Origin of the sequence: Lutibacter sp., assembly GCF_041596795.1 — a bacterium.
Classification (GTDB): Bacteria; Bacteroidota; Bacteroidia; order Flavobacteriales; family Flavobacteriaceae; genus Lutibacter.
Genome location: NZ_JBFHHX010000035.1, coordinates 1 through 26,569, shown reverse-complemented (window position 1 = coordinate 26,569; position 26,569 = coordinate 1). Strand labels below are relative to the sequence as shown.

The window sequence follows — 26,569 nt, the reverse complement described above, 5'->3', positions numbered from 1 at the left end:
TAAATATAAATAAATGCAATCAATTACAATCAAAGGATCTCAAAGAGAAAGCGTGGGTAAAGTAGCTACTAAAGCCTTACGTAATGCTGGAAAGGTACCTTGCGTATTATACGGAGGGGACAAACCATTACACTTTTCAGCAGATGAAGTTTCATTCAAACCATTAGTGTATACTCCAAATGTATATACTGCAACGATTGAATTAGAAGGAAAAACTTACAATGCAATTTTACAAGACATTCAGTTTCACCCAGTGAGTGATGCTATTTTACATGTTGACTTTTATCAATTATTTGATGATAAGTTAGTAACAATGAATATTCCTGTAAGACTAGTTGGAAACTCTCCTGGTGTTATAAACGGAGGGTCTTTACGTTTTGCAATGCGTAAATTAAGTGTAAGAGCTTTACCTGCTGATTTACCTGACTTTATTAATGCAGATATCTCAAAATTAAGAATCGGACATAAATTATATGTTACTGCTTTAGCAAATGATAGTTATTCTATTTTACACCCAGACAATACCGTAGTTGTTCAAGTTAGAACTGCACGTAGTGCAATTTTAACCGATGAAGAAGAGGAAGAAGAAGGTGAAGAAGGAGCTGCTGAAGAAGGAGCTACTGAAGAAGCTGCAACAGAATAAATTCAACTTATTTCAAATAATTAAAAGCGTTGCATTAGCAGCGCTTTTTTTTTTAAATAAAACCACTCCTTTTGCTATTTTTGCTTTATGAATTTAAAACATTTTGTAAATTTTTTATTTGGAGTAAAAAAAACACCCACTGAAGATACTATGAAAACTTTTTTAATTGCCGGACTTGGCAACATTGGAGAAAAATACGAAAATACACGACATAATATTGGTTTCAAAATTTTAGATGAATTAGCTAAAAAAGAAGCTATTACTTTTGAAAGTGACAAACTAGGATCCATAGCAAAGTTCAGATTTAAAGGAAGAACTTTTATACTATTAAAACCTTCTACTTATATGAATTTAAGTGGAAAATCTGTAAATTATTGGTTGACAAAAGAAAAAATTCCTCTTGAAAATTTATTAGTTATTTGTGATGATTTAAACTTAGAATTTGGGGCAATTAGAGTTAAAGGAAAAGGAAGCGATGGCGGACATAACGGCTTAAAGGATATAAACGCTGTTTTAAATACCCAACAATATGCTAGGTTTAGATTTGGTGTAGGAGCAGAATTCTCTAAAGGTCGACAAATAGATTACGTTTTAGGAGAATGGGATACCAACGAAAATAAAGCTTTACCTGAACGAATAGATAAAGCATGTGAATTAATTAAATCATTTGGTACTGCAGGATTAAACAATACAATGAATTCTTTTAACGGTAAATAAATTTATTCTTGATCGCTTGCATACCACTCTGCATGCGAAGTACCAGTTTCTCTTAATTTTAACGAATGTAATTGAATGTTTTCTGGCAATCTATTTTTTATTTTTTCCGCAAAGTCTATCAACATCATTTCGCTAGTTGGCTGATAATCTACTAAAATAACACTGTGCTCTCTTTTTTTAAGCTCCTCAGCTAACTCAATATGCGGTGTGTTTTTATTAAATACAGTAGCGTGATCAAATTTATTTACAATTTCTGATGCAACAATTTTTTTAAGATCGCCAAAATCAATCACCATTCCGTATTTTACATTTGATGAGTCACTTATTGGTGTTCCAATAACGGTAACCGATAATTTATAACTATGCCCGTGAACATTTTTACATTTTCCATCGTACCCATATAAAGCATGACCTGTTTCAAAATCGAATTGCTTTGTTATTCTAATTTTACTCATTTTTTTTAGATTTTAATCTTCTAAATCTTTTCTGTTTTTTGCTTTATAATACACAAAATAGGCGATGCCAACTAATAAAACGAATGGTAAATAAGTACCAATAACAACTCCTATTTCATAGCCCATATCAGGGGCATTTTTAATTTTTTCTTCAATATTTACTTCTTGCAACAGCAACATAAAACTCGCTAACATACTTTATTTTTTAAATTTTTGTAGCGCCTTCTTTGTTGCATCAGACAGCACTAACTTACCACTAATTTCAGCTCTTTTCTCTAATAATTGGTCCCAATTATCAGTATTTTTCCAAAGAACTTTTTTCATTTCAACCAAAGCTTCACTGTTATAACTAGCTATTTTAACAGCTAAATTATCCACTTCTTTATGTAATTCATCAATAGTTTCAAAAACCTTCGCAAACAACCCTTTTTCTTTAGCCCAATAAGCAGTTTGCCAACTTGTTGCATCTAACGTTAACTCACTTAGCGCTGCTACACCAATTTTACGTTCAACAGCAGGTTCAATTACAAACGGACCAATACCAATACTAAGTTCGGAAAGCTTAATAGATGCTTGCTCTGTTGCTAAACAATAATCACACGCCGCAGCTAATCCAACACCACCGCCTACCGCTTTTCCTTGAATACTACCAATAATTAGTTTTGAACAACTACGCATAGCATTTATAACATTTGCAAATCCTAAAAAAAACTGTTTTCCTTGTTCAAAATTTGATATTGCAACCAATTCATCAAACGATGCACCAGCGCAAAAGGCACCTTCTTTTTCACTTTTTAAAATAATAACTTTTACATCATTATGGTTACTTAGCTCATTAAAGGCTTTTGCTAATCTTGCCAAAAGTTCACTTGGAAATGAATTACTTGCTGGATGATAAAATTCAATCGTAGCAATATTATTTTGAATATGTGTGTATAAACTTCCGTTGCTCATAATTGCCAAAGTTACGTGTTTTTAACTAAATATTTTCTTCTAAACTTTATTACTAATACTCCTGCTCTAATAAGCATCCAAACTGTAAAAGCAATCCATATAGCATATAATTTTAAATTGAAGTAATCTCCAATTAATAAAACTGGAATAAATCCGAAAAATGTTGCAAAAATTAATAAATTACGTAAGGTTGCAGCTTCTGCCAACCCTTTAAAAATTCCATCAAAAACAAAAGCTATTGCGTTTATAGGCTGCATTATTAAAACTATCCAAAAAATTGAATAAAAAGAATTTAACACCGCTTCATCTTGTGAGAATAATTTTCCAATTTTATAATAGAATAACCAACATACTAATGCTAATATAAGCGCAATTGTAATTCCATATTTACTAAGTTTTAAACTTAGTTTCCATAATTTTTTATAATTCTCCTCGCCTAAAAGTTTTCCAGATACAATATTTCCAACGCTTGAATACCCATCAATAAAAAAAGCAAAAAACAACCATATTTGAAACGCAATTGTTTGCGCTGCTATATAATTACTACCATATTTTGTTGCAAAGGAGTTTGCTAAATACAAGGCTACATTTAAAGCTGCAGCCCTAATAGCTAAGTTTAAACTTATGCTTAACAGGTTTTTAATTTCTTTATTAAATGGAAACGAAACAGTTAATTTAAATGGTGTTTTTTTTAATAATAAAACAAATGCCATTATTGCCATAATACCTTGCGAAATTACACTTGCCCAAGCAGCGCCTTTTATATGCATTGGATTAATAAAACCATCAATACCAAATACTAAAATTATATCTAACCCAATATTTAAAACCGCCCCAACAATACTTATAACCATTGGCCAAAATGTGTTTTGTAACCCTCCAAAAACGCCAAAAATAGAAAACACAAATAACGTTAGAGGAAAACCAATTGCTCTTATTTTAAAATACTCTATTGAATAATTTAATATAAGTCCGTTTGCATTATACAATTGAAAAATTTCGTTCGCAAAAATTAATGTGATAAAATAAATAAGCACGCTCAACACTAAATTAATTCCAATTATTTGCGCGGGTAAGCTGGATATTTCAGGCAATTTTTTAGCTCCCAAATACTTACCAACAGTTGCCGAAATTGCTGAACGAGTTTGTGCTAAAATCCATACCAATGCAGAAATAAACGAACCTGCAATACCTACTGCAGCCAATGCTTCTGTAGGATGCTCTTGAATATTTCCAACAATGGCAGTATCCGTTATAGATAATAAGGGTTCTGCAATTCCCGAAATTATAGCCGGAATGGCTAACTTATTAATAGCTTTAAATGATATTTTTGTTTTTTTATTCATTTAAAATTAATTCAAAACAGTAAAAAGGAAATTCACTTTGTTTTGGAAAATAGATTGCTTCCAATTTTTGGTAGTTTCTGGCTTGATAAAACTTCAGATTTCTTAAATTCTTGCTAAAAGTATCTAACCGAACTGAAGTATAATGGTTTACAGTTGCATAATTTTCGGCAAAATTCATTAATTGTGTTGCAAAACCTTTCTTTTGATATTTTGGATCCACGGCCAACCTATGTATATACAAATTTTTAGTGCTTTCGGCTAACCAATTTACATGTTTATATTCTTCATCCTCAATTTCAGTTATTACAATAACTCCAACTATTTTATTGTTACTCACTATTTTCCAAAGCTGCTGTAACTCAATATCTTTTACTAAAATTTCTTTAGACGGATACTGTTCATTCCATTGAAAAATACCATTTTCTATTAAATTATTGGCACAATTTTTAGTGAGGTTATAAATTTCATTTAAATCTTTTAATAGTGCCTTTTTAATCATTACTAACAATAAAATTAATACTTTTATTTATAACATCTTCCAAATGAAAAGGTAGCTTTTTAGATTCCCAAGGTTGTTCACTTCCCAAAGAATGGTTCATTTCTGGAATGCAAATTAATTGACTTTTAGGATTCCAAGTATGCAAATTTTTTGCCTCAATAGGTAATACAACATCATCTAATTCTCCGTAAATAATTAACTGTGGAATGGCTAAACTAGAAACGGCTCTTTTTATAGTTAACCGTTCTTCATTTTCCATAAAAGAAGTATAAAATTGAAAATAATGAGGCATTTTTTGTTTGGTTCGAGCGTTTTCAATGTATGATACACCATCTTTTCTCCAAGTTTCTAACAGCTTGCCTTTTGGAAAGCGAACTCCAAAATCTGATACACCACACCAAGAAATTACTTTTGAAATTTTTTTATTTTCTGATGCTTTTAACATTACTGTTCCACCACCGCGAGAGTGACCAATTAATGTAATATTTTTCGTATCAATCTCTTCTGTAAAATTTGGATTTTCACAAACCCAATTAATAACATCTTCTAAATCATTTAATTCAATTATAAAGTTATTTTCTCCAAAAGCTTCTAAATCTGGAAAATCTATTGGGTTTTCAACGGTTCCTCCATTATGCGAAAAATTAAATTTTACAAAAAATAAGTTGTTTTCAGCAAATTTTGGAGCTGCTAAATTCCAAGCACCCCAATCTTTATATCCTTTATATCCGTGGCAAAAAATTACAATTGGCTTTTTAGTATTGTTTTTTTTAAAAAAAACATCGGTTAAAATTGGTTTATTATGCTGTGTGCTCTTTACTATTAAATTTTTTATTGTTTGCATAATTCTTCTTTAAAATGGTAAATTTTCATTTTGCTTAAATGGCGTATTTGGATTCATAATTTCAATAAATATTTGTTGTAATTCTACCATAAACAAATCTAAATGTTCCTTTGAAATTAAGTTTTCTTGTCCTCTTCCTTTTTCAGAAAAATTTAATTTTAAAAATCCGTTATTTAAATTTTTGAATGAAATGATTCCTGCTTCTAAAAGTTTTGGATCTCCATTTGAAGGGTTTTCAATAAATAAATATGAATAAATTAAAACTTGAAGTGCTTTTGTAAACTTATAATCAACACTTAAAACACTAAAATCATTAATTTTTAAATCTTTTGCTTCTACTTTTCCAGTTTTATAATCAATTATCCTAGTTACACCATCTAACTCATCAATTCTATCAACAATTCCTTTAATTTTAATTGGAAAATCAATTCCTTCAACCTTTAAAGTTATTTCCAATTCTTTTTCTAAAGCAATAATTTTTAATTGTTTTCCTTGCTTAAGCAACGCTTCTTCCTGATTTAAAAAACGTTCAATATTAGTTTTACAAACTTCAAATATTAAATTGTTCTTTCCTGTTTTAATATTCCCTTTTTTATAATGTTCCTCAAAATTCACAACTAATAAATCATTAATTTTAAGCTTCATTTGTTTAATTACATCCTCTGTTAAGGGTTTATTAATAAAAGGCGTGTAAAGCGCTTCTAAAACACCGTGAATTACGGTTCCCATTGTGTTAACGGCTACAGTTTCCTCTACATCATTATCGTCTTTAATTTTTAAAACTTTTTGCTCATAAAATTTAATTGGGTTGTAAATATAATTTGCAATTGCAGATGGAGAAATTCCAGCAGTAAAAATTTCTTGAAGCCTTTCTAGTACTTCAGGTGTTTTATTAACTTGTACTACTTCGCTTTCATTTTTTTGAACTATAGGACTAATTACTTTTTTGTTTATAGTACTATTTTCAATTTCTAGCTTTGTTAAAAATCTACTTTTTTCACCAGATCCGTAACCATCCATTTCCGTATTATACAGCAAATACACATTAGAAGCGCGTTGCAATAAGCGTTGAAAGTGATAGGAGAAAATTGCATCTTTTTCTTGATATGTGGGCAATCCAAAATATCGTTTCACATCGTACGGTATAAATGAAAAATCATTTTTACCTCCTGGCAAAACTCCTTCATTTACAGAAGTAATTATAACAGTTTCAAAATCTAACACTCTTGTTTCTAACATTCCCATTAACTGTAAGCCTTTTAAGGGCTCACCTTTAAACGATAATTTTTCATTTTGTAACAGTTGTTTATAAAACAAACTAAGTGTTTTTAAATTTTTAATGTGATTGTATTTAGCATTTAAAGTATCTAACTGTTGAAAAATACCAAAAAACCTAAATAAATACTCCTTCTCAACCCCAATAACAAATCCCCGTAACTTATTTATTAACGTTAAACACTGTTGTATAATACCTTCTATTTCACCCGAAAATTTGAACAATGAAAGTACTATCTGGAAATTTTCAATTTCTGTTGTTGTTAAAAAATCTTTTAAATTTTGAACTGATAAAAAAATACTATTTTCAAATTTAATTTTAGCAATTAATTTTTGAAGAATTTCTCCATTTAATTGATTTAAAAAAGGATCATTTAAAAGAGCCAACACATCTTTATAATAAAATCGTTGATTGTTATTGTTGGTCAATTTTTGTTGATTAATATGCAGTTTAAAAATTTTATCAAACAAACTTGCAATTGGAATATCTTTTAAAGGATATCCCATAGTTATATTTATATTTTCAACATTATTTGGTAATGAGTTTAAAGTTATTGGTAACAAATTTTCATCTGCCAAAACCAAAGCGGTTTCATTAAATTTATTAAAACCAGCTAATAACTCCCCAACATATTTAATTTGAGTGTTGTTCTTTGGCACTCCAATTATTTCTATGTTTTTATTTAATACATCGGTTTCTTCTATCCATAAAAACGGATTGCTTTTATAATATGTCCATTCCTTTTTAAAGCGTCTTAAAAAAGAACCTGCTTCATTTGTATTATTTAATATATGCTGATTTACATCCCAATAAACAGTAGCTAAATTATTATTTAATAATTCCTGAAAAATGGTTTCTTCAGATTTATTTAAGGCATTAAAACCTACAAAAAAGAAGTGATTTGATGTTTGATTTTGAATAAAGTATTCTAAATTCTTTGTGGCTTCTCTATAAATAAGTCCTTGATAGCCAATTTTATTTTTTTTAAGTTCTTTGTATAATGAATTATAAAGTAGGTTTAAATTTTCAAAAAACTGAAAATAATTTACGGCCAATTCACTAGGTTTTTTATCTTCAAACCATTCATTCAGTTTTTTAATATCACTTAAATTGGAAAAAAAGTCTTCTGTATTTACCAAATAACTATCTAACTCATTAAAATCGTGTAATGCTATGGTTGCCCATTGCGAAAATGTTTCAAACGAATCTACATTCTCTATTGGCATCTTCTTTTTATAAATAGAATAAAACTCAAAAATAAGCTGAATACTATCTATTAACTGAATATCTGCCAACTCTTGAATAAAGTTTTCAATACTTACAATTTTAGGTAATACCATAGCTGTATTTGATGACGCTACCAACTCATCTTTTAAAAAAACACAAGAACGTTGACTTGGCAAAACAAAAGTAACTTCTGAAATATTTTTTTGACGGTTTTTAACGTCTTTTACAACTTTTGAAATAAATGAATTCATATAATTTTTTTGGACACGATAAAATTAAAAAAGCCATTCGAATTGAATGGCTTTTTTATCGGATTTTATTTTTTTTAATCTATAATTTTTATTTCTACACGTCTGTTTCTTGCTCTACCTTCAGCTGTGTCATTTGTATCAATTGGCATTGTTTCTCCAAATCCTTTCACGTCTAAATCCATTTGATTTACTCCTTTAGAAACTAATACACTTAAAATTTTATTAACTCGTTCAATTGATAATTTATAATTAGCTTCTTCTGACCCAACATTATCTGTATGTCCTCTAATTTGAAATTTTAGATTGTTATACGATTTCATTAATTTAGCAATTTCATCAAGTTTAGATTCATATTTTACATAGTACATATTTGAGCCTGAAATAAATAAAACGCTATTTGCTAATTCTGTTAATTTAGCTTCTAAATCTTTTTTAATATTTGGACATCCATTATTACTAGCTGGACCCGCTTCAAATTTACAAGCATCTAATCTATCTATTACTCCATCACCATCCGAATCTAACTCAGGACAACCTTGGTTAGCAATTGGTCCGGCTGCATTAGGACAAGCATCACGCATATCAATAATACCATCGCCATCAGTATCAGGGCAACCATTTAATTCAGGGCTTCCAGGATACGTTGGACAATTATCTTTAGCGTCTGGAACTCCATCATTATCAGAATCTGGACATCCTTTTAAAGCAATAGAACCATAAGTTTTTGGACATTCATCTTCAGAATCAACAACGCCATCTTCATCAGTATCTGGGCAACCATTAAAAATTGCTAGACCAAAATCATCTGGACATTTATCATTTTTATCATAAATACCATCATTATCTGCATCATAACCACCAAATTTAAAAATTAAACTTGCAGAGTGTTGAAAATGAGGAAATGAACCATCATTAAAAAAATGTTTATAAACAGTTTGCGCTTTAATCCCTACCCTATTACTTAACCATACTTTAGCACCAACACCAGAATTTAAAGAACCATAATTTTCAAATTGAATATCATTTTTAGAATCATTCCCTTTGGCATTAAAGCCAAATCCACCAATTGCATACGGTTTAAACCATGATTCTATACCAAACAGCTTATTAATATTATAATTAGCATTTAAATCGATAGCCATATAAGAAACACTTTCAGCTAATTTAATATCTCCAAATTTTGAGATTTTATTTATAGAACCTGCTATTTCTACACTAAAAGATTCGCTTAAATACCTACCTAAACTAAGCTTTGTAGGTGCTCCAATGTAATTATAATGATCATTTAAATTAAAAAACTGATCGTACCATTGGGTAGGTACACCAGCGCTTGAAGTCATTCCTTTAATATTTGTTGGGTAAAAATCAACAGCATTTACACCAACCCCAATTACCCAAGGGTTATCTTTATCCTGACTAAACATAGAAATGGAAAAAAACAACACTAAGCAAAATATTAAATTTTTAGCTGATAAGATATTCATTTTCATACATTTATTTTTTACTAAGTTAGCGTGTAAAAATGAAATCACAAAAAAAAATATCATAAAAAAAGCCATTCATTAATGAATGGCTTTTTTTTATATTTAAAAGGCTAAATTATTTAGTTAATTTAATTTCAACTCTTCTATTTAAAGCTCTTCCTTTTGAAGTTCTATTTGTTGCAGCAGCTTTAGTTTCTCCATAAGCTTCAGTAGTAATTTTACTAGCTGGAATACCTTTAGATACTAAATAATCTTTAACAACATTCGCTCTTTTTTCAGATAATGTTTGATTGAATTTTTTACTTCCAACGCTATCTGCGTGTCCAGAAGTAATAGAATATTGAATTCCTGAGTATTTTTTCATTATATCAACAACTGCATCTAATTTAGCAAACCCTTCAGGTTTAATATTTGCACTTCCTAAATCAAAATAAACAGTTTTGAAAATACCTTCTAAAGCTTTTAAAACTTCAGCTGTCATTTCAGGACAACCTTTGTTTGATGCAGGACCAGCTTCATTAACACATTCATCGTCTTTATCAGCAACACCATCACCATCTGTATCTGGCCAAGGACAACCTTTGTTTTCTTTTGGACCAGCAACTTTTGGACAAGCATCGTCTTTATCTACAACACCATCACCATCTGTATCAGGACAACCTTTATTCTCTTTAGTTCCAATTTCATTAGGACAAGCATCATCTTTATCTGCAATTCCGTCACCATCTGTATCAGGACATCCATTTAAAGTAGCTAAACCAGCAACAGTAGGACAAGCATCTTTAGAATCAATAATTCCATCACCATCAGTATCTGGACAACCATTAAATTCTTTTAATCCAAATACATCAACACACTCATCATGTTTATCATATACACCATCACCATCAGTATCTTTACCACCAAATCTTACAATAATTCCTGCAGAGTGTTGGAAATGTTGTACAATGTTACTTTCAAATGTGTGCTTATATTTTGTTTCAAGGTTTAAACCAATATTTTCATTAAACCAAATATTAGCTCCTAATCCTCCATTTGCAGTTCCAGTATCCCAATCTTCTAACCAAGTGTAACCTCCACCAACAGTTACATAAGGATCAAACCAAGCGGTTTCTCCAATTATGTTATTAAGATCATATTTAACTGCTCCATCTAAAGAGAAGTAAGATAAATCATTCACAGAGTTATCTCCCATGTTCTCAATTTTATTTAATGTTCCAGCAGCTTCAACAGATAATCCTTTTGTGATATATCTACCAACTGAGAATCTTGAAATTGCAGGTAAAATATTGTAATGATCTGTTGCATTTGAAAATTCATTGAACCAAGAACCATGTCCTGCAATTCCAGGGTTAGTTGGGTAAAAATCTACTGCATTTGTTCCAAAACTAATTGCCCAAGGGTTGTTATTGTCTTGTGCGTTTAATTCATTAACACCAATACATAGTAATAAAGCCATAAAGGCTATTTTAAATTGTTTCATTTTAACGTTTTTTTTGATTGAAAAGTAATTTTTTTTTATTTTGATTGATTTTAAACTTAAAAAAAAGCCACACAATTATGTTGTGGCTTTTTTTATTAATTAATTTATAAGTTATGCAATTAGTTAACTAATTTCACTTCAACTCTTCTGTTTTTAGCTCTACCTGCTTTATTCATGTTAGTAGCAATTGGATTTTCTTCTCCAAAACCTTTAGCATTTAAATTACTAGCAGAAACACCTTTACTTACTAAATATTCTTTAACAGAATTTGCTCTACCTTCAGATAATTCTAAATTTAATTTTGGTCCACCAACACTATCAGTATAACCTTCAATAGCAAATTTAGCTGATTTATATTTAGTCATTATTTGAGAAGCTTCATCTAATTGAGTTAAAGATTCTTTTTTCAAGGTTGTTTTTCCTGTGTCAAAATAAACAGTTTTAAACAACTCTTCTAATTTAGCAACTTCAACTTTTGTAATTTCTGGACAACCATTGTTAGATACTGGACCAGCAACATCAATACAATTATCTTCTTTATCAACTACACCATCACCATCTGTATCTGGCCAAGGACATCCTTTATTTGCTGCAGGACCTGCAACTGTAGGACAAGCGTCAAATTTATCAACTACTGTATCTCCATCTGTATCTGGGCAACCATTGTTTTCTTTTGTTCCTTTTTCGTTTGGACAAGCATCATCTTTATCTGTAATTCCATCTCCGTCAGCATCTGGACAACCATTTAAAGCAGCTAAACCAGCAACTGTTGGACAAGCGTCTTTAGAGTCTACAATACCATCATTATCAGAATCTGGACAACCATTAAATTCAGCTAAACCAAATACATCTGGACAAGCATCATCTTTATCAAATACTTTATCTCCATCTGTATCAGTTCCTCCAAACTTAATCATAACTCCGGCTGAGTGTTGAAAATGTTGAACGATATTACTTTCAAAAGTGTGTTTGTATTTAGATTCAATATTTAACCCAATGTTGTCGTTAAACCAAAAGTTAGCACCAAGAGCTCCATTAAAAGTTCCTGTTCCCCAATTGTCTAACCAAGTATAACCTCCACCAACAGATACGTAAGGATCAAACCATGCAGTATTACCAACAACATTATTTAAATCATACTTTACAGCACCATCTAAACTAAAATATGATAAATCACTTACGCTATTATCTCCAACTTCAGATATTTTATTAATAGCTCCAGCAGCTTCAAAACTGAAACCGTCTGCTAAATATTTACCAACAGTTAATTTAGAAATTGCAGGAATCATATTGTAGTGATCACTTGCATTTCCAAATTCATTAAACCAAGAACCATGACCAGCAAGACCAGGGTTTGTAGGATAAAAATCCACTGCGTTTACACCGAAACCAATAGCCCATGGATTATTATTATCCTGTGCATTGATATTTGTGAAACCAATTACTAACAATAAAGCCATAAAGGCTAATTTTAAATGTTTCATCTTAAAAATTTTAAATTTAATGTTCTTTTTTTATTCACAAATTAAGCATAAACACCTAATCGTATTAAGCAAAAATACAAAATTATCTGTATTATTTGACTTTTTAGTTGAATTTCTATATTATTCCCATTGATTTTCCAATTTTAATAAATGCTTTTAAAGCTTTATCTAAATGCTCTTTAGAGTGGGCTGCGGATAATTGAACCCTTATTCTTGCCTTTCCTTTTGGCACAACTGGAAAAAAGAATCCGATTACATAAATTCCTTCTTTTAATAATTCATTTGCCATTTGTTGCGCTATTTTTGCATCATACAGCATTACTGGCACAATTGCAGAATCTCCTCTCACTATGTCAAATCCGGCATTTATCATATTTTCTTTAAAATATTTGGTGTTTTCTTCTAATTTATCACGTAATACGGTGCTTTCAGAAATCATTTCAAAAACCTTTAATGATGCTCCTACAATTGCTGGCGCTAATGAATTTGAAAATAAATAAGGTCTAGATCTTTGACGCAACAACTCAATAATTTCCTTTTTACCGGTTGTATAACCTCCCATTGCGCCGCCAAGTGCTTTTCCTAAAGTTCCTGTAATTATATCTACTCTACCAATAACATTTTTAAGTTCTAAAGTTCCTCTCCCTGTTTTACCTATAAATCCGGCTGCATGGCATTCATCAACCATTACCAATGCATCATATTTATCTGCCAAATCACATATTTTATCTAAACTTGCCACAACTCCATCCATAGAAAAAACGCCATCGGTTACAATAATTTTAAAACGATGCTCTTTTTTTGATGCTTCTATTAGTTGTTCTTCTAAAGAAGTCATATCATTATTATCATATCTATATCGAGCGGCTTTGCATAAGCGTACGCCATCAATTATAGATGCGTGATTTAGCGAATCTGAAATTATTGCATCTTCATCCGCAAATAGTGGCTCAAAAACTCCACCATTAGCATCAAATGCTGCAGCATATAATATGGTGTCTTCTGTTTGATAGAATTCTGCAATTTTTTGTTCTAATTGTTTGTGAATATCTTGAGTTCCACAAATAAATCTTACCGAAGACATTCCAAAACCGTGAGAATCCATTGCATCTTTTGCTGCTTGTATAACTTTAGGATTATTTGAAAGTCCTAAATAATTATTTGCGCAAAAATTTATAACTTCTTCTCCTGTGCTAATTTTTATTACCGCATCTTGAGAAGTGGTTATAATACGTTCTGATTTATATAAGCCTGCTTCTTTAATTTCTTGCAGCTCTTTTTGTAAATGTTGTTGAATTTTTCCGTACATATTTGGTTATTTTATACAAATTTATGGTAAATTATACTTCTTCCACAATAATTTCATCATTAATATAAACCAATAATTTTTTATCTATTTTAAAATTTAACTCTTCTAAAACCTGTGCGTAACCTGCTATTTGATGATGGTATTTTTTATCAGGCTTTCCCGTTTTATAATCAATAATTGTAGTTTTATTTTGATGTACAATAACTCTATCTGGAATTACTATTTTTTTATCTTTAGTTACAATCTCTTGTTCCAAAAACACTTGATTATTTTGACTGAAATACTCTTTTAAAACTGGATGATTTACAACGTTTGTTATAATTTGATGTATTGTTTTTTCTTCAGACTTGGTAATAGTTCCATTAAAAACATAACTTATTAAAACTTCATCAATATCGTTATTTGTTATAATTTTTGATAAAATTTCGTGAATTAAATTTCCATAATTAATAGAATCTCCTTGTTCTGTATCCCAAAGTAACGAGGAATTTGTAACTATTGATATATTATGATTTTTCCATGAATTTGAAATAAATTTAGACTGAAATATAGTTTTATCAATATTTTCTACCACTAATTGCTCCCTTTTTGAAGTTCCAAAACAAAAGTCGGTTTTTAACTCGTCCCAATTATTTGTCTTTTTTAAATAATTAATAAACAAACCCGAAGTAAAGTTTAAATTTTCGTCGGCTTTTGCCAATAACTTTTTTTCCGTAACTATATACAATTGCTCCACCGCTCTGGTTAAAGCAACATATAAAATATTAAAATTATCTAACTCCAATTCCTCTCGTTGTTGATTGTAAATTGAAATTCCTTGTTCTCCTATATAATTTAACTTTTTACCATAATCTATTAATACAGAGTTTACGGTATCTGATTGTGTATAATTATACCAAGATTTTGGTTTAATTTGTTTGTAAATATTTAAATCGTAAGGGAAAATCACAACCGGAAACTCCAAGCCTTTTGCTTTATGAATGGTCATAATTCTAACTGCATTTTTAGACTCTGGTGCAACAATGCTAAGTTTATCTTTTTTTAACTCCCAATATTCTAAAAATCCCTGAATAGAAACATCTCTTTTCTGTTGATATTCAAAAATTATATCTAAAAAGAATTGTAAGTAAGAATCGGACTCTTTTGTTAGCCCAAATCCTCTTATAACATATTCAATACTTTCATAAAACGGACTTTGAACAAACTCCAATAAATTAAAAAATACCTGATAGTTTTTTAACCCTTCAAAAAATTCTGTTTGACTACAATTAATTAAGCTATTTATAAATGTGTGTTTCTCTTCTTTTACCCCTAAAAAATTGTATAAAAAATATAGCATTTTAGCTTTATACTCTTTATTTAGCGGGTTTTGAACAACACTTAATAAATTAATTATAAACTGTACTTTTTCACTGTTACTTACCAACAGTGTTTCTGATGAAATAATTTCTATTTTTTGTTCCGATAAAAAGTTGGCAACTTCAACACCTTGTTTTTTAGTTCTTACCAACACACAAACATCATTCTTTTTAAAGGACGGATCTAAATTATTGATAATTTCAAGTATTTTTTTAGGATACATTACATTTACCTCTTCCTCTTCTTCGTCAAATTCTTCTTGTTTTTCTACAAATGATATTTGAACATATCCACCGTTATTTTTATTTGTTTTTTGATTATTTCCATCAACGTATAAACTGCTATAATTAGGGTTTGCTAAAAAGCCAGAAATATGCTGAAAAAATTGATTGTTAAAATTTATAATCTCACTAAAACTTCTATAATTAGTATCTAAATTTGAAACTAATTTTTCAACAAAAAAAGGATTATTTACGGTTTGTTTTTCATCAGAAGATAAATCAATAAACTGTTCTGCTTTTCCTCCTCGCCATCGGTAAATAGATTGTTTTGCATCACCCACTAACATTAATTTTCCTTTCTCACCTTGTTCATTTTCTTGCGAAATGGCATTGCTTATTAACGGAATAATATTTTGCCATTGCAATTCACTAGTATCTTGCATTTCATCAATAAAATAATACTTGTATTTTTCACCAATACGCTCATAAATAAATGGAGCTGGTTCGTTTTTAATTGTATTGCTAATTAGCTCGTTAAATTCAGCATTTAACATAATATTATTGTCTAATTTAATATCTTGTAATGCACTATTTATATAACTTAAAACCGCTAAAGGAATAAGGCTATTTAACACTAAATCGTTTAATGTTTTTTGTTGAAATAATGCTTCTGAACTAGCATACAAGGTTAAAAGTTCTGGTAAAATTGCTTCAATTGCGTTTTTAATTTTATCGGGTTTACTTTTAGAATAAAACAATTGATTATCAATATTTCGCTTCAGGGTATTTTGATCAAAAAATTGCGCTTTTTTTGAGTTTTCTGCTAAAACAGCAAAATGTTTTGGTATTTGAGAATAGTAAAAATCTTTAGCATCAATGCCAGCATTGTTAATAATATCTAATCCTGCATTTCCAATTTCTTTAAATTCCTTTTCAATACCTTTATTTTCTTTTTGAAGTTTCTCTTTTAATTTTTTAAATTCATCAATAGATACTTTCTCCAATTTTTTAAGATGAGTAGCGTGATTTTCATTTAAAATTAGCTTGGCAAAATCTTTCAATTCCAGTGAAATATCCCAAGATTTATCATCTTCTAATTTTTGAAGTGTATAACTTATTAAAAGCTCGGTTAGCTCTTTGTTTTCTCCTATTTTCGAAATCACCAAATCCACTGCTTCATTTAACAGTGTTTCTGCATCCATTTCTACATCAAAATTCAAAGGAAGCTTTAAATCGTAGGCAAAAGTTCTAATTAATTTATGAGTAAAACTATCTATAGTTGCAATACTAAAAGCTGAATAATTTTGAAGAATTGCGTTTAAAACTATTTGAGATCTATTAAAAACCACCTCATCAGTTAACGCTGTTTCTTCACAAATTATGGTAAGCAAACTATTTTGTTCTTTTTTAGAGAAACCGTATAGTGCTTCAACCACACGTTCTTTCATTTCAGAAGCCGCTTTATTGGTAAAAGTTACCGCTAAAATTTGCTGAAACTTATATGGATTTGAGCTGGTTAGTAAAATTTTTAAATATTCCTTTACAAGTGTAAAGGTTTTTCCGCTTCCTGCTGAGGCGTTATAAACTTGAAAAGATGTTGTGTTTTGCATTCATAGAAATTATAATGCAAGGTACTAAAATTAACTTTTATTTATAACATTTAATACCGTTTCCGTTCCAACCACTTCTGTTACTAGAATTCAGTTTAAACAATACACTAAGTCCGTATTGAAAATGTGACATTAATTTGTAATCTGGCGAATTATATTTGTACGCTACCTCCATATTTATCGCAATTTTTTCTGATAACCAATAGTTTGCACCAAAACCTGCATTTATTGTTCCTGCACTATTAAACCCTTCAACCCAATTATATCCAGCACCAATTACTAAAAATGGAACAAATCTGTTTTCATTTCCTAAAAAGTTATAGTGTAAATTAGCATCTAATGCGTAGTACATTAAATCTACATTTGTAATATCACCTAATTTGGTTATTTTATTTAATGAAAAAGAAACATCGGCATTTAACTTATTTGTTAAAAACCGACTAACATTTAATTTTGGACCATAAATATTCCAATGATCTTGCGAATTAGAGATTTCGTTAAAAAACCCACCCATTCCGTCTTCATCTGTTGGGTAGTAATCAACGGCATTTACACCAATTCCTACAACCCATTTGTTAGCAGTGTCTTGGGAGTGAACAAGTAAATTTAAAAATAGAAAAAAGAAAAGAAAAATTGTTTTTTTAGTAGTAACAAACATAGAATTAAATAATTAGAACTTAAACATATATACCATATACAACGAAAAACAATAAATAAAGTATAAAAAATACTTTATTTATTGTTTTTCTTAGGTTTAAATAGCGTTTAAATTCTATTTACGTATTTAATAGCTTTGGTAAAATCTTCCAAATTTTCATTATTCAACACTAAATGTATGGCTTCATCGGCTACTTTCACAACATTGTCATGCGGAAAACCTAAACCAATACATATTTTTCTTAAAACTGAAGCTTCTTCTCCTTTGGCATCTCCATCTGCAAAAACCATTTTAGCCAGATCGTATAAATGCTCTATTCTTTCATCATAATTATGAGGAGCACTCATAGGGAAATCATCTGGAGATTCTAAAATTTCTTGATATTTTTCATCCAGAATATGAAATTTTTTTGCAATTCTTTTTAAAAGTTTTTCTTCACCTTCCGTAATTACGTGATCTGCTAATGCTAATTTTACAACACTTGCAAAATGCGCTATATTCCGCTTTTGTTCTCCGCTTAAATTATAATCTGATAATCCCATTTATTGATTTTTTTATAAACAAATATAATTAAACCAATAAAATATTCCCTGTATTGTAATTTTATTTACACTAATCTGATAATTTATTTGCCTTTTTAATTACTTTTTTAAATTCATCTAATTGAGGTTCTCTTAAAAAAAAGTCGGTTGCTTCTTTTACAATTTTTCGAACATTTTCAGCCTGAAAACCTAATTCTACCGCAATTCTTCCCATCATAGAGTTTTTATCAATAGTTGGATTCCGGTCTAAAAACATCATTTTTGTTAAGTCGAATAAATGTTCTAAACGATCTTCATAAGTAACAGGAGAAATGGTTGGATATTTTAATGGATTTTTTAAAATGTCATTAAATTCATTGGTGGAAATATCTAATCTAATAGAAAGTCGCTCTAATAATAATCGTTCTTCCGAGTTAATTTGATTGTCGCGAAGCGCAATTCTCACTAAGGAAGCAAAATGCGCCAAATTTTGTTCATGAAGTCCTGTAGGGTATAAATCTGATATTGACATAACTTATACTTTTTAAAATTACTTATCTAAAGTTAAGAAATTTTAAGGAATTTTTCCTTGTTTTTTATAAAATGCTACCTTTGGCAAAATTTGCAATAGTTGAGTAAACAACATATCATAAACATTTACGAGAAATTTGTAGCCAAAAAACAAATTTCTCAAGAGCTTCAGAAAGAAAATCACCAATTCCAAATTTCAAATTTGGTTGGATCGTCATTGTCTTTTATTATTTCAGAAAGTTTTAAAATTATAGACAAACCTATATTGTTTTTATTAAATGATAAGGAAGAAGCCGCCTATTTTTTAAACGATTTAGAACAACTAATAAACGATAAAGATGTTTTATTTTATCCTGGTTCTTACCGAAGACCTTATCAAATTGAAGAAGTTGATAACGCTAATATTTTATTGCGTTCGGAAGTTTTAAACCGATTAAATTCTAGAAAAAAACCAGCAGTTATTGTTACGTATGCCGATGCTTTATTTGAACAAGTTGTAACAAAAGCTGAATTAAACAGAAATACATTAAAAATTGCTTTAAAAGACAGTTTAAGTTTAGATTTTGTAAACGAAGTATTGTTTGAATACCATTTTGAACGTGTAGATTTTGTTAGCGAACCCGGAGAATTTTCGGTAAGAGGTGGAATTATTGATGTTTTTTCTTTTTCACACGATGAACCTTATAGAATAGAATTTTTTGGTGATGAAGTAGATAGTATTCGAACTTTTGATGTAGAAACCCAACTTTCTACTGAAAAACTGACCAAAATTAGCATAATGCCTAATGTTGAAAATAAAGCATTAGACGAAAAACGTGAAAGTTTTTTAAATTACATAAATAACAAAACAGTTGTTTTTATAAAAGATAACGAACTAATATTTAATAAATTAGACAACCTTTTTAGCAAAGCTGAAGAAGAATTTAAAAAATTATCAACCGCTATAAACCACGGAAAACCAGACGAATTATTTTGCGATGGCAAATTAATTAAAACCCAATTAACCAATTTTACCGTTGCAGAAATAATTAATTCTCGTCAAAACGAATTGGAAGAAGCTTCTAACAAAAGAATTCCAAATCAGTCTTTAAATGGAGTTATCCAATTTAACACAAAACCGCAACCTTCTTTTAATAAACAATTTGATTTGTTAATTGAAAACTTTCATAAAAATACTGAAAACGGATTTACAAATTACCTGTTTTGCGATTCTCAAAAACAAGCCGATCGTTTTCACGATATTTTTGAAGATGTTGATAAAGAAATCCAATACAAAACCATAGTTTTTCCACTATATCAAGGTTTTATTGATGTTGAGAACAACTTAATTTGTTATACAGATCATCAAATTTTTGAACGTTATCATAAATTCCGATTAAAAAATGGCTACGCTAAAAAACAAACCATTTCACTAAAAGAATTAACAAATCTTGAAATTGGTGATTACGTTACCCATATTGATCACGGAATTGGAAAATTTGGCGGGCTTCAAAAAATTGAAGTTGAAGGTAAAAAACAAGAAGCTATTAAACTTATTTATGGCGATAGAGATATTTTATACATTAGCATTCACTCCCTTCATAAAATATCAAAATATAACGGAAAAGATGGCGCGCCTCCAAAATTATACAAACTAGGTTCGGGCGCTTGGGAAAAATTAAAGCAAAAAACCAAAACACGCATTCGTCATATTGCATTTAATTTAATTGAATTGTATGCAAAACGAAAAATTCAAAAAGGGTTTCAATACCATCCAGATAGTTATTTACAACACGAATTAGAAGCCAGCTTTTTATACGAAGATACTCCAGATCAATCATCGGCTACGCAAGATGTAAAAAACGATATGGAAAGTGAACAACCAATGGATAGGTTGGTTTGTGGTGATGTAGGCTTTGGTAAAACCGAAGTTGCAGTAAGAGCTGCTTTTAAAGCGGTAGATAATGGTAAACAAGTAGCCATTTTGGTTCCTACAACCATTTTAGCTTTTCAACATTTTAAAACTTTTAGTCAACGTTTAAAAGATTTCCCTGTAACTGTAGAATATTTAAACAGGTTTAGAACCGCAAACCAGCGTAAAGGTGTTTTAGAAGGCTTGGAAAAAGGAACTGTTGATATTGTAATTGGCACACATCAATTAACAAACTCTGCCATAAAATATAAAGATTTAGGACTTTTAATTGTTGATGAAGAACAAAAATTTGGAGTTGCCGTAAAAGACAAACTAAAAACAATTAAAGAAAATATTGATACGTTAACGCTAACTGCAACACCAATTCCAAGAACCTTGCAATTTAGCTTAATGGCCGCCAGAGATTTATCGGTAATTAGTACGCCGCCGCCAAACCGTGTTCCTATTGAAAGTAATGTAATTCGTTTTAATGAAGAAGTAATTAGAGATGCCATTCGATATGAAATTCAACGTGGTGGACAAGTATTTTTTATTCATAACAGAATAGAAAACATAAAAGAAGTTGCAGGTTTATTACAACGTTTAGTTCCTGATGCTAAAATTGGCATTGGTCACGGACAAATGGATGGTAAAAAGTTGGAAAGTTTAATGTTAGCTTTTATTGATAATGAATTTGATATTTTAGTCTCTACAACTATTATTGAAAGTGGTTTAGATGTGCCAAATGCAAATACCATTTTTATAAATAATGCCAATAATTTTGGTTTGTCTGATTTGCATCAAATGCGTGGACGTGTTGGGCGATCAAACAAAAAAGCATTCTGTTATTTTATTACTCCACCGCATCATATGATGACTGATGAAGCTAGAAAAAGAATGAATGCTATTGAATTATTTACCGATTTAGGAAGTGGAATTAATATTGCCATGAAAGATTTAGAGATTCGTGGTGCTGGAGATTTATTAGGTGGCGAACAAAGTGGATTTATTAATGATATTGGTTTTGATACCTATCAAAAAATATTAAATGAAACCATTGAAGAATTAAAAGAAAACGAGTTTAAAGATTTATACAAAGACACATCAGATAAGCCAAAAGAATATGTAAAAGAAATTCAAATTGATTCTGATTTTGAAATTTTATTTCCAGACAATTATGTAAATGTAATTACCGAACGGTTAAGTTTATATAACAAATTAGGTGAACTAAAAAAAGAAGAAGAATTACAACAATTTGAATTAGAACTAATTGATAGATTTGGGGAATTACCAACACCTGTTGTTGATTTATTAGACAGCGTTAGAATTAAATGGATTGCAAAACAATTAGGTATTGAAAAATTAATTTTAAAACAAAAAAGAATGCTTTGTTATTTTATTTCAGATCAACAAAGTTCCTTTTATCAAACGCCAACATTTACAAAGGTATTGCAATACGTTCAACAAAATGGAAGCTCTTGTGTTATGAAAGAAAAAGATACCAAAGCTGGACTTAGATTGTTGTTAACTTTTATAAAAATAACATCGGTTAAAAAAGCGCTAGAAACGCTTCAAAAAATATAAAATTTGAAAAATCAACATTTCAAAAATCTATTAGAATTAAATATTGCTGTTGTTTTTGTAAGTACTTCTGGTGTTTTAGGACGATCCATTTCATTTCCGCCAGAAATTACCATATGGTGGCGTTGTTTATTTGCTGCAGTGTTTATAGGATTGTTTTGTTGGTATAAAAAATACGATTTAAAAATACTACATAAAAAAGATGCGTTTTCATTATTTTTAAGTGGATTTTTATTAGGAGCGCACTGGGTTACCTATTTTTACGCATTACATTTATCTAATGTTGCTATTGGAATGCTATCCTTATTTACATATCCAGTAATTACAGCCTTATTAGAACCCGTATTTTTTAAAATAAAACTAAGCAAATACCAATTGTTTTTAAGTTTTTTAGTGTTAGTAGGTATATACTTTTTAACACCAGAATTTAACTTTGAAAATAGTTATACCAAAGGTGTTTTAATGGGAATTATCTCAGCTGTTTTTTATGCATTAAGAAACATAATAACCAAACGAAATTTATCGCATTACAACGCATCTAAAGTAATGTTTTATCAAATGATTGTAATTATTTCGCTATTATTCCCGGTGTTATTTAAAGATAATTCACATTATGCCGATATAAATAATTGGGGAAGATTGTTAACTCTTGCATTGGTAACTACAACAATTGGTCACACTTTATTTGTAAATAGTTTTAAAAACTTTAAAATTAGTGCCATAAGTATTATGAGTAGTATGAGTCCAATTTATGGAATTTTATTTGGAATGTTATTTTTAAGCGAAATCCCTTCGCTTTCTACTTTTTTTGGTGGTGCACTTATTTTAACAACAGTTATTATTGAAAGCTTTCAGTCTAATAAAAATAAATAATTATGGAATTTTTTAGAATTATAAATAAACAAGTAACTGAAAAACAACTTCAAGATAGAATTAAACCAAGTAGTTTAGAAGATTTTACAGAAACTATGCAATTTCTAGAAGATTCTAATCCTAATTTTTTAGGTTTAACTTTATGGGGCGATTTTTTAATAAGTTACAATAAAATTAAAGGCGGCGTTCGATTTACGTTGTTAGATTGCCCCAATGCACTTTCTTGGACAATTACAACAGGATTTCCACCAGAAAGAGAACAAATTTTAATTCACTGTACCATTAATAGAACTCAAAAACCAACTAAATTTATTGAAGAAATAAATGAATTTTTAGATGAATGGGAACAAGGATTAAAAGCTAAATTTTAAATTCCATTTTATAATATTGATTAATATCTATTACGTGCATTCCAGCTTCTTTGGCTGCTTGTATTCCTAAAATTCCATCTTCAAAAACTACACAATCCTTTGGATTTACTTTCATAAGTTCGGCACATTTTAAAAATGTTTCAGGATGTGGCTTAAAACTCATAACATCATCAGCTGTAATTATTGGGTTAAAATAATGCTCCATCCCTAAAATAGATAATGTTCTTCTGGCTCCAATTTGGGTGCTTCCAGTACCAATAGACATTGGTAATTTGCCATGGTATTTTCTAACAACATCTGTTACAACAGTAATTTCTTTTGTTTCACCAACCAATTTTTTATAAACCTCCGCTTTCACTTTTCCAACTTCTATTGGGTTCATATCTGTGCCAAATAATTCGTTCAATTTAATAATGGTTGCAGCTTTAGGCATACCAGTTAATTTTAAGAATATTTCGCCACTAAAATCAATTCCAAAAGGTGTAACTGCTGCTCGCCAAGCTTCAAAATGATTTTGCATGGTATTAGCAACCGTTCCATCTAAATCAAAAATAAGTCCTTTAACATTTTTAGGTAGTGTAATCATTTCATATTTGTTTAGTTTCAAAAGTACTTATATAAAATGCTTTTAAAAAATGATTCACCATTTCTTTACGAAATCCTTTGATTAAAAAAATTAGATTCAAAAATTAAATTTAAATGGCTTCATATAGCTTTCCTGGCAATGGCTTAACCAATCCTTTCATTTCTAAATTAAATAAAATAGTGGTAGTAATATGTATTGGCAATTGACATGTAAGTGAAATACTATCTAATAATTGTTTTCCTTCATCAACCAAAAAATCATAAATTAATTGTTCATTTTCATCCAATTCAACAAATAATTGTTTTTGAATTGCTTTGGACTCATTTTTAACCACATTCCAGTTTAACATTTCAACCAAATCTGTTGCGTTAGTTAAAATAGCTGCTTTATTTCTTTTAATTAAATCGTTACAGCCTTTGCTAAAATTATCGGTAGTTCTTCCGGGAACTGCAAAAACATCTCTACTATAACTATTTGCAATATCTGCAGTAACTAAAGAACCTCCCTTTTCAGCAGATTCTATAATAATAGTAGCTTCAGAAATACCAGCAACAATTCTATTTCGTTTTAAAAAATTTTCACGCAATGGCGTTTCATCGTGCCAAAACTCTGTAAAAAACCCACCATTTTTATGTACTTCACTTATATATTTTTTATGTGATTTAGGATAAATTTCTTCAAAACCATGTGCTAAAACACCAATAGTTGTCAAGTTGTTTTTAATAGCAGCTTTATGTGCACAAATATCAACTCCATACGCAAATCCGCTTATTATAATTGGATCAAATTCTTTTAAATCAAAAATTAACTTCTCACAAAAATCTCTTCCATAGCTTGTTATATTTCGTGTTCCAACTATACTAATAATAGGTCTTTTTTCTAAATTAAATTTTCCATCTTTAAAAAGCAACAATGGTCCATCAACACAATGTTTTAATTTAGAAGGATACTTTTGGTCTTCAAAGTACAATGGTTCTATAGTATTTTCTTGAATATATTTTAATTCTTTTTCAGCTTCAATTAAATAGGTTGGATCAAACAAATGTTGAATAGTAAAAGCTCCTATTCCGTTTATTTTTTCTAAGGTTTTTGCTTTCTCTTTTAAAACACTTTTTGCATTTCCACAATAAGAAATTAGCTTTTTTGCATTAATATCTCCAATACCTTTTACACGTTGCAAAGCCAAAACGTATAACAATTCTTCCTCTAGCATATTTTAACAATTTGAATTTCAATATATAAAAAATTTGTTAATAAAAAAGATGATAACTATTATAATTTATCTTGGTTTTGGCTATATTTGTTTTAATGAGATTAGCAACATACATCAGCGATTTATTATACAGATACGAATGTGTAATTGTGCCAAATTTTGGCGGTTTTGTAACCAACGAAGTATCGGCAAAAATAAACCATTCTACGCATACTTTTCATGCACCATCTAAACAATTAACCTTTAATTCGCATTTGCAGAATAATGATGGATTACTTGCTAATTACATTGCCAATGCTAAAAATATACCGTTTTCTAATGCGGTTGAGTTTATAAATAGTGAGGTAAAAAACTGGAAAAACCAGTTAAAAACAGAAGAAATTGAATTAGAAAATATTGGTTCTATCTCTTTAAACAAAGAAGGAAAACTTATTTTTGAACCAACTTCTACTCTAAACTATCTAACATCATCTTTTGGTTTAGCATCATATGTTTCTCCTGCGGTTAGCAGAATTGCTTATAAAGAAAAAGTAAAACAGTTAGAAACCATTGCTCCTGTTTTAAATACTGAAGAAAACAAAAGAAAAACACCAGCTTTTATTAAATACGCAGCAACTGCAGCTATTATATTTGCACTTGGAACTGTTGGTTGGAATGAATACCAAAAAGTTGAATACAACAACTTAGTTGCTGAAACTCAAATTCAACAACAAAAAGTAGAAAAATCCATTCAAGAAGCTACATTTGTTATTAGCAATCCTTTACCTGCAATTACTCTAAATGTTGCTAAAGAAACCTATAATTACCACATTATTGCTGGCGCTTTTAGAGAATCTGAAAACGCTGAGAAAAAACTTGAAGAGCTAAAAGCTAAAGGTTTTAACGCTAGAATTTTAGGTGTTAATAAATGGAATTTAACCCAAGTAGCTTACGAAAGTTTAAATGATGAAAACGAAGCAATTAACAAGTTAAGAGCTATACATAGCACTGAATCTGAAGATGCTTGGTTATTGGTACAGGAATTCTAAAAATCCCTATTTCTCATATTTTCCATTTTTGTTAAAATAAGTATATCTTTACCAAAAATGTAACTCATGATAAAAACTCCTTCTGAATCGTTAACAATTTTAACTGATATTGTGCTACCAGGCGAAACAAATCCGCTTGGAAATTTATTTGGTG

23 protein-coding genes are annotated in these 26,569 nt (G+C 29.6%); 6 read left to right on the top strand and 17 right to left on the bottom strand.

Going from position 1 to position 26,569, the window contains the following annotated elements; translation table 11 throughout:
- Positions 1 to 13: 13 nt before the first annotated feature.
- Positions 14 to 643 carry a 50S ribosomal protein L25/general stress protein Ctc gene (locus ABY298_RS06325; RefSeq protein ID WP_372745167.1) on the top strand — a complete coding sequence of 210 codons (630 nt, stop codon included), beginning with the start codon at positions 14 to 16 and terminating at the stop codon, positions 641 to 643.
- A gap of 150 nt (positions 644 to 793) precedes the next feature.
- Positions 794 to 1,360: an aminoacyl-tRNA hydrolase gene (gene pth / locus ABY298_RS06320; protein ID WP_372745166.1), complete on the top strand. Its 567-nt coding sequence runs from the start codon at positions 794 to 796 to the stop codon at positions 1,358 to 1,360.
- Positions 1,361 to 1,362: 2 nt separating this feature from the next.
- On the opposite strand, the gene ABY298_RS06315 is transcribed toward pth, so the two are convergent.
- The 15 genes from ABY298_RS06315 to ABY298_RS06245 form a co-directional block, all read right to left on the bottom strand.
- Positions 1,363 to 1,815, bottom strand: a complete 453-nt coding sequence (locus ABY298_RS06315) for a 6-pyruvoyl tetrahydropterin synthase family protein (protein WP_372745165.1) — start codon at positions 1,813 to 1,815, stop codon at positions 1,363 to 1,365.
- Positions 1,816 to 1,827: 12 nt separating this feature from the next.
- Entirely contained in the window at positions 1,828 to 2,010 is a 183-nt protein-coding gene (locus tag ABY298_RS06310) for a hypothetical protein (protein ID WP_372745164.1), read from the bottom strand.
- Positions 2,011 to 2,013: 3 nt separating this feature from the next.
- A complete protein-coding gene (locus ABY298_RS06305; protein WP_372745163.1) occupies positions 2,014 to 2,769 on the bottom strand; it encodes an enoyl-CoA hydratase/isomerase family protein in 756 nt (251 codons plus the stop codon).
- Positions 2,770 to 2,780: 11 nt separating this feature from the next.
- Positions 2,781 to 4,115 (bottom strand): MATE family efflux transporter, encoded by a 1,335-nt coding sequence (locus tag ABY298_RS06300; RefSeq protein ID WP_372745162.1) that lies wholly within the window; start codon positions 4,113 to 4,115, stop codon positions 2,781 to 2,783.
- Positions 4,108 to 4,614 (bottom strand): GNAT family N-acetyltransferase, encoded by a 507-nt coding sequence (locus ABY298_RS06295; RefSeq protein ID WP_372745161.1) that lies wholly within the window; start codon positions 4,612 to 4,614, stop codon positions 4,108 to 4,110. The genes ABY298_RS06300 and ABY298_RS06295 overlap by 8 nt, the downstream gene beginning before the upstream one ends.
- Complete coding sequence (locus ABY298_RS06290; protein WP_372745160.1) at positions 4,607 to 5,458, bottom strand: alpha/beta hydrolase family protein; 852 nt, start codon at positions 5,456 to 5,458, stop codon at positions 4,607 to 4,609. The genes ABY298_RS06295 and ABY298_RS06290 overlap by 8 nt, the downstream gene beginning before the upstream one ends.
- 9 nt (positions 5,459 to 5,467) lie before the next feature.
- Entirely contained in the window at positions 5,468 to 8,212 is a 2,745-nt protein-coding gene (locus ABY298_RS06285) for a PD-(D/E)XK nuclease family protein (protein WP_372745159.1), read from the bottom strand.
- Between the two features lie 74 nt (positions 8,213 to 8,286).
- Positions 8,287 to 9,696 (bottom strand): OmpA family protein, encoded by a 1,410-nt coding sequence (locus ABY298_RS06280; RefSeq protein WP_372745158.1) that lies wholly within the window; start codon positions 9,694 to 9,696, stop codon positions 8,287 to 8,289.
- A 115-nt stretch (positions 9,697 to 9,811) separates the two neighbouring features.
- Positions 9,812 to 11,179 (bottom strand): OmpA family protein, encoded by a 1,368-nt coding sequence (locus ABY298_RS06275; protein ID WP_372745157.1) that lies wholly within the window; start codon positions 11,177 to 11,179, stop codon positions 9,812 to 9,814.
- Between the two features lie 119 nt (positions 11,180 to 11,298).
- Positions 11,299 to 12,663, bottom strand: a complete 1,365-nt coding sequence (locus ABY298_RS06270) for an OmpA family protein (protein WP_372745156.1) — start codon at positions 12,661 to 12,663, stop codon at positions 11,299 to 11,301.
- Between the two features lie 115 nt (positions 12,664 to 12,778).
- Positions 12,779 to 13,972, bottom strand: a complete 1,194-nt coding sequence (kbl, locus tag ABY298_RS06265) for a glycine C-acetyltransferase (protein ID WP_372745155.1) — start codon at positions 13,970 to 13,972, stop codon at positions 12,779 to 12,781.
- A 31-nt stretch (positions 13,973 to 14,003) separates the two neighbouring features.
- Positions 14,004 to 17,162: a UvrD-helicase domain-containing protein gene (locus ABY298_RS06260; RefSeq protein ID WP_372745154.1), complete on the bottom strand. Its 3,159-nt coding sequence runs from the start codon at positions 17,160 to 17,162 to the stop codon at positions 14,004 to 14,006.
- 37 nt (positions 17,163 to 17,199) lie between these two features.
- Positions 17,200 to 17,820 (bottom strand): hypothetical protein, encoded by a 621-nt coding sequence (locus ABY298_RS06255; RefSeq protein ID WP_372745153.1) that lies wholly within the window; start codon positions 17,818 to 17,820, stop codon positions 17,200 to 17,202.
- 107 nt (positions 17,821 to 17,927) lie between these two features.
- Positions 17,928 to 18,362 carry a TerB family tellurite resistance protein gene (locus tag ABY298_RS06250; RefSeq protein WP_372745152.1) on the bottom strand — a complete coding sequence of 145 codons (435 nt, stop codon included), beginning with the start codon at positions 18,360 to 18,362 and terminating at the stop codon, positions 17,928 to 17,930.
- Positions 18,363 to 18,432: 70 nt separating this feature from the next.
- The gene (locus ABY298_RS06245) at positions 18,433 to 18,873 is read right to left on the bottom strand and encodes a TerB family tellurite resistance protein (protein WP_372745151.1); all 441 of its coding nucleotides are present in this window, start codon (positions 18,871 to 18,873) and stop codon (positions 18,433 to 18,435) included.
- Positions 18,874 to 18,972: 99 nt separating this feature from the next.
- Between ABY298_RS06245 and mfd the strand changes: the two genes are divergently transcribed.
- The 3 genes from mfd to ABY298_RS06230 are packed head-to-tail and all read left to right on the top strand — an operon-like array spanning position 18,973 to position 23,588.
- Positions 18,973 to 22,347 carry a transcription-repair coupling factor gene (gene mfd, locus ABY298_RS06240; RefSeq protein ID WP_372745150.1) on the top strand — a complete coding sequence of 1,125 codons (3,375 nt, stop codon included), beginning with the start codon at positions 18,973 to 18,975 and terminating at the stop codon, positions 22,345 to 22,347.
- Between the two features lie 3 nt (positions 22,348 to 22,350).
- Positions 22,351 to 23,217, top strand: coding sequence for a DMT family transporter (locus ABY298_RS06235; RefSeq protein ID WP_372745149.1), 867 nt, complete (start codon positions 22,351 to 22,353; stop codon positions 23,215 to 23,217).
- A 2-nt stretch (positions 23,218 to 23,219) separates the two neighbouring features.
- Positions 23,220 to 23,588 (top strand): hypothetical protein, encoded by a 369-nt coding sequence (locus ABY298_RS06230; protein ID WP_372745148.1) that lies wholly within the window; start codon positions 23,220 to 23,222, stop codon positions 23,586 to 23,588.
- Here the strand turns inward: ABY298_RS06230 and ABY298_RS06225 are convergent.
- Both ABY298_RS06225 and dprA read right to left on the bottom strand, forming a co-directional pair.
- The gene (locus ABY298_RS06225; protein WP_372745147.1) at positions 23,578 to 24,174 is read right to left on the bottom strand and encodes an HAD-IA family hydrolase; all 597 of its coding nucleotides are present in this window, start codon (positions 24,172 to 24,174) and stop codon (positions 23,578 to 23,580) included. The genes ABY298_RS06230 and ABY298_RS06225 overlap by 11 nt on opposite strands.
- A 109-nt stretch (positions 24,175 to 24,283) precedes the next feature.
- Complete coding sequence (dprA, locus tag ABY298_RS06220) at positions 24,284 to 25,387, bottom strand: DNA-processing protein DprA (protein WP_372745146.1); 1,104 nt, start codon at positions 25,385 to 25,387, stop codon at positions 24,284 to 24,286.
- 95 nt (positions 25,388 to 25,482) lie between these two features.
- Between dprA and ABY298_RS06215 the strand changes: the two genes are divergently transcribed.
- Positions 25,483 to 26,415, top strand: a complete 933-nt coding sequence (locus tag ABY298_RS06215; protein ID WP_372745145.1) for an SPOR domain-containing protein — start codon at positions 25,483 to 25,485, stop codon at positions 26,413 to 26,415.
- The last annotated feature ends 154 nt before the right edge of the window (positions 26,416 to 26,569 follow it).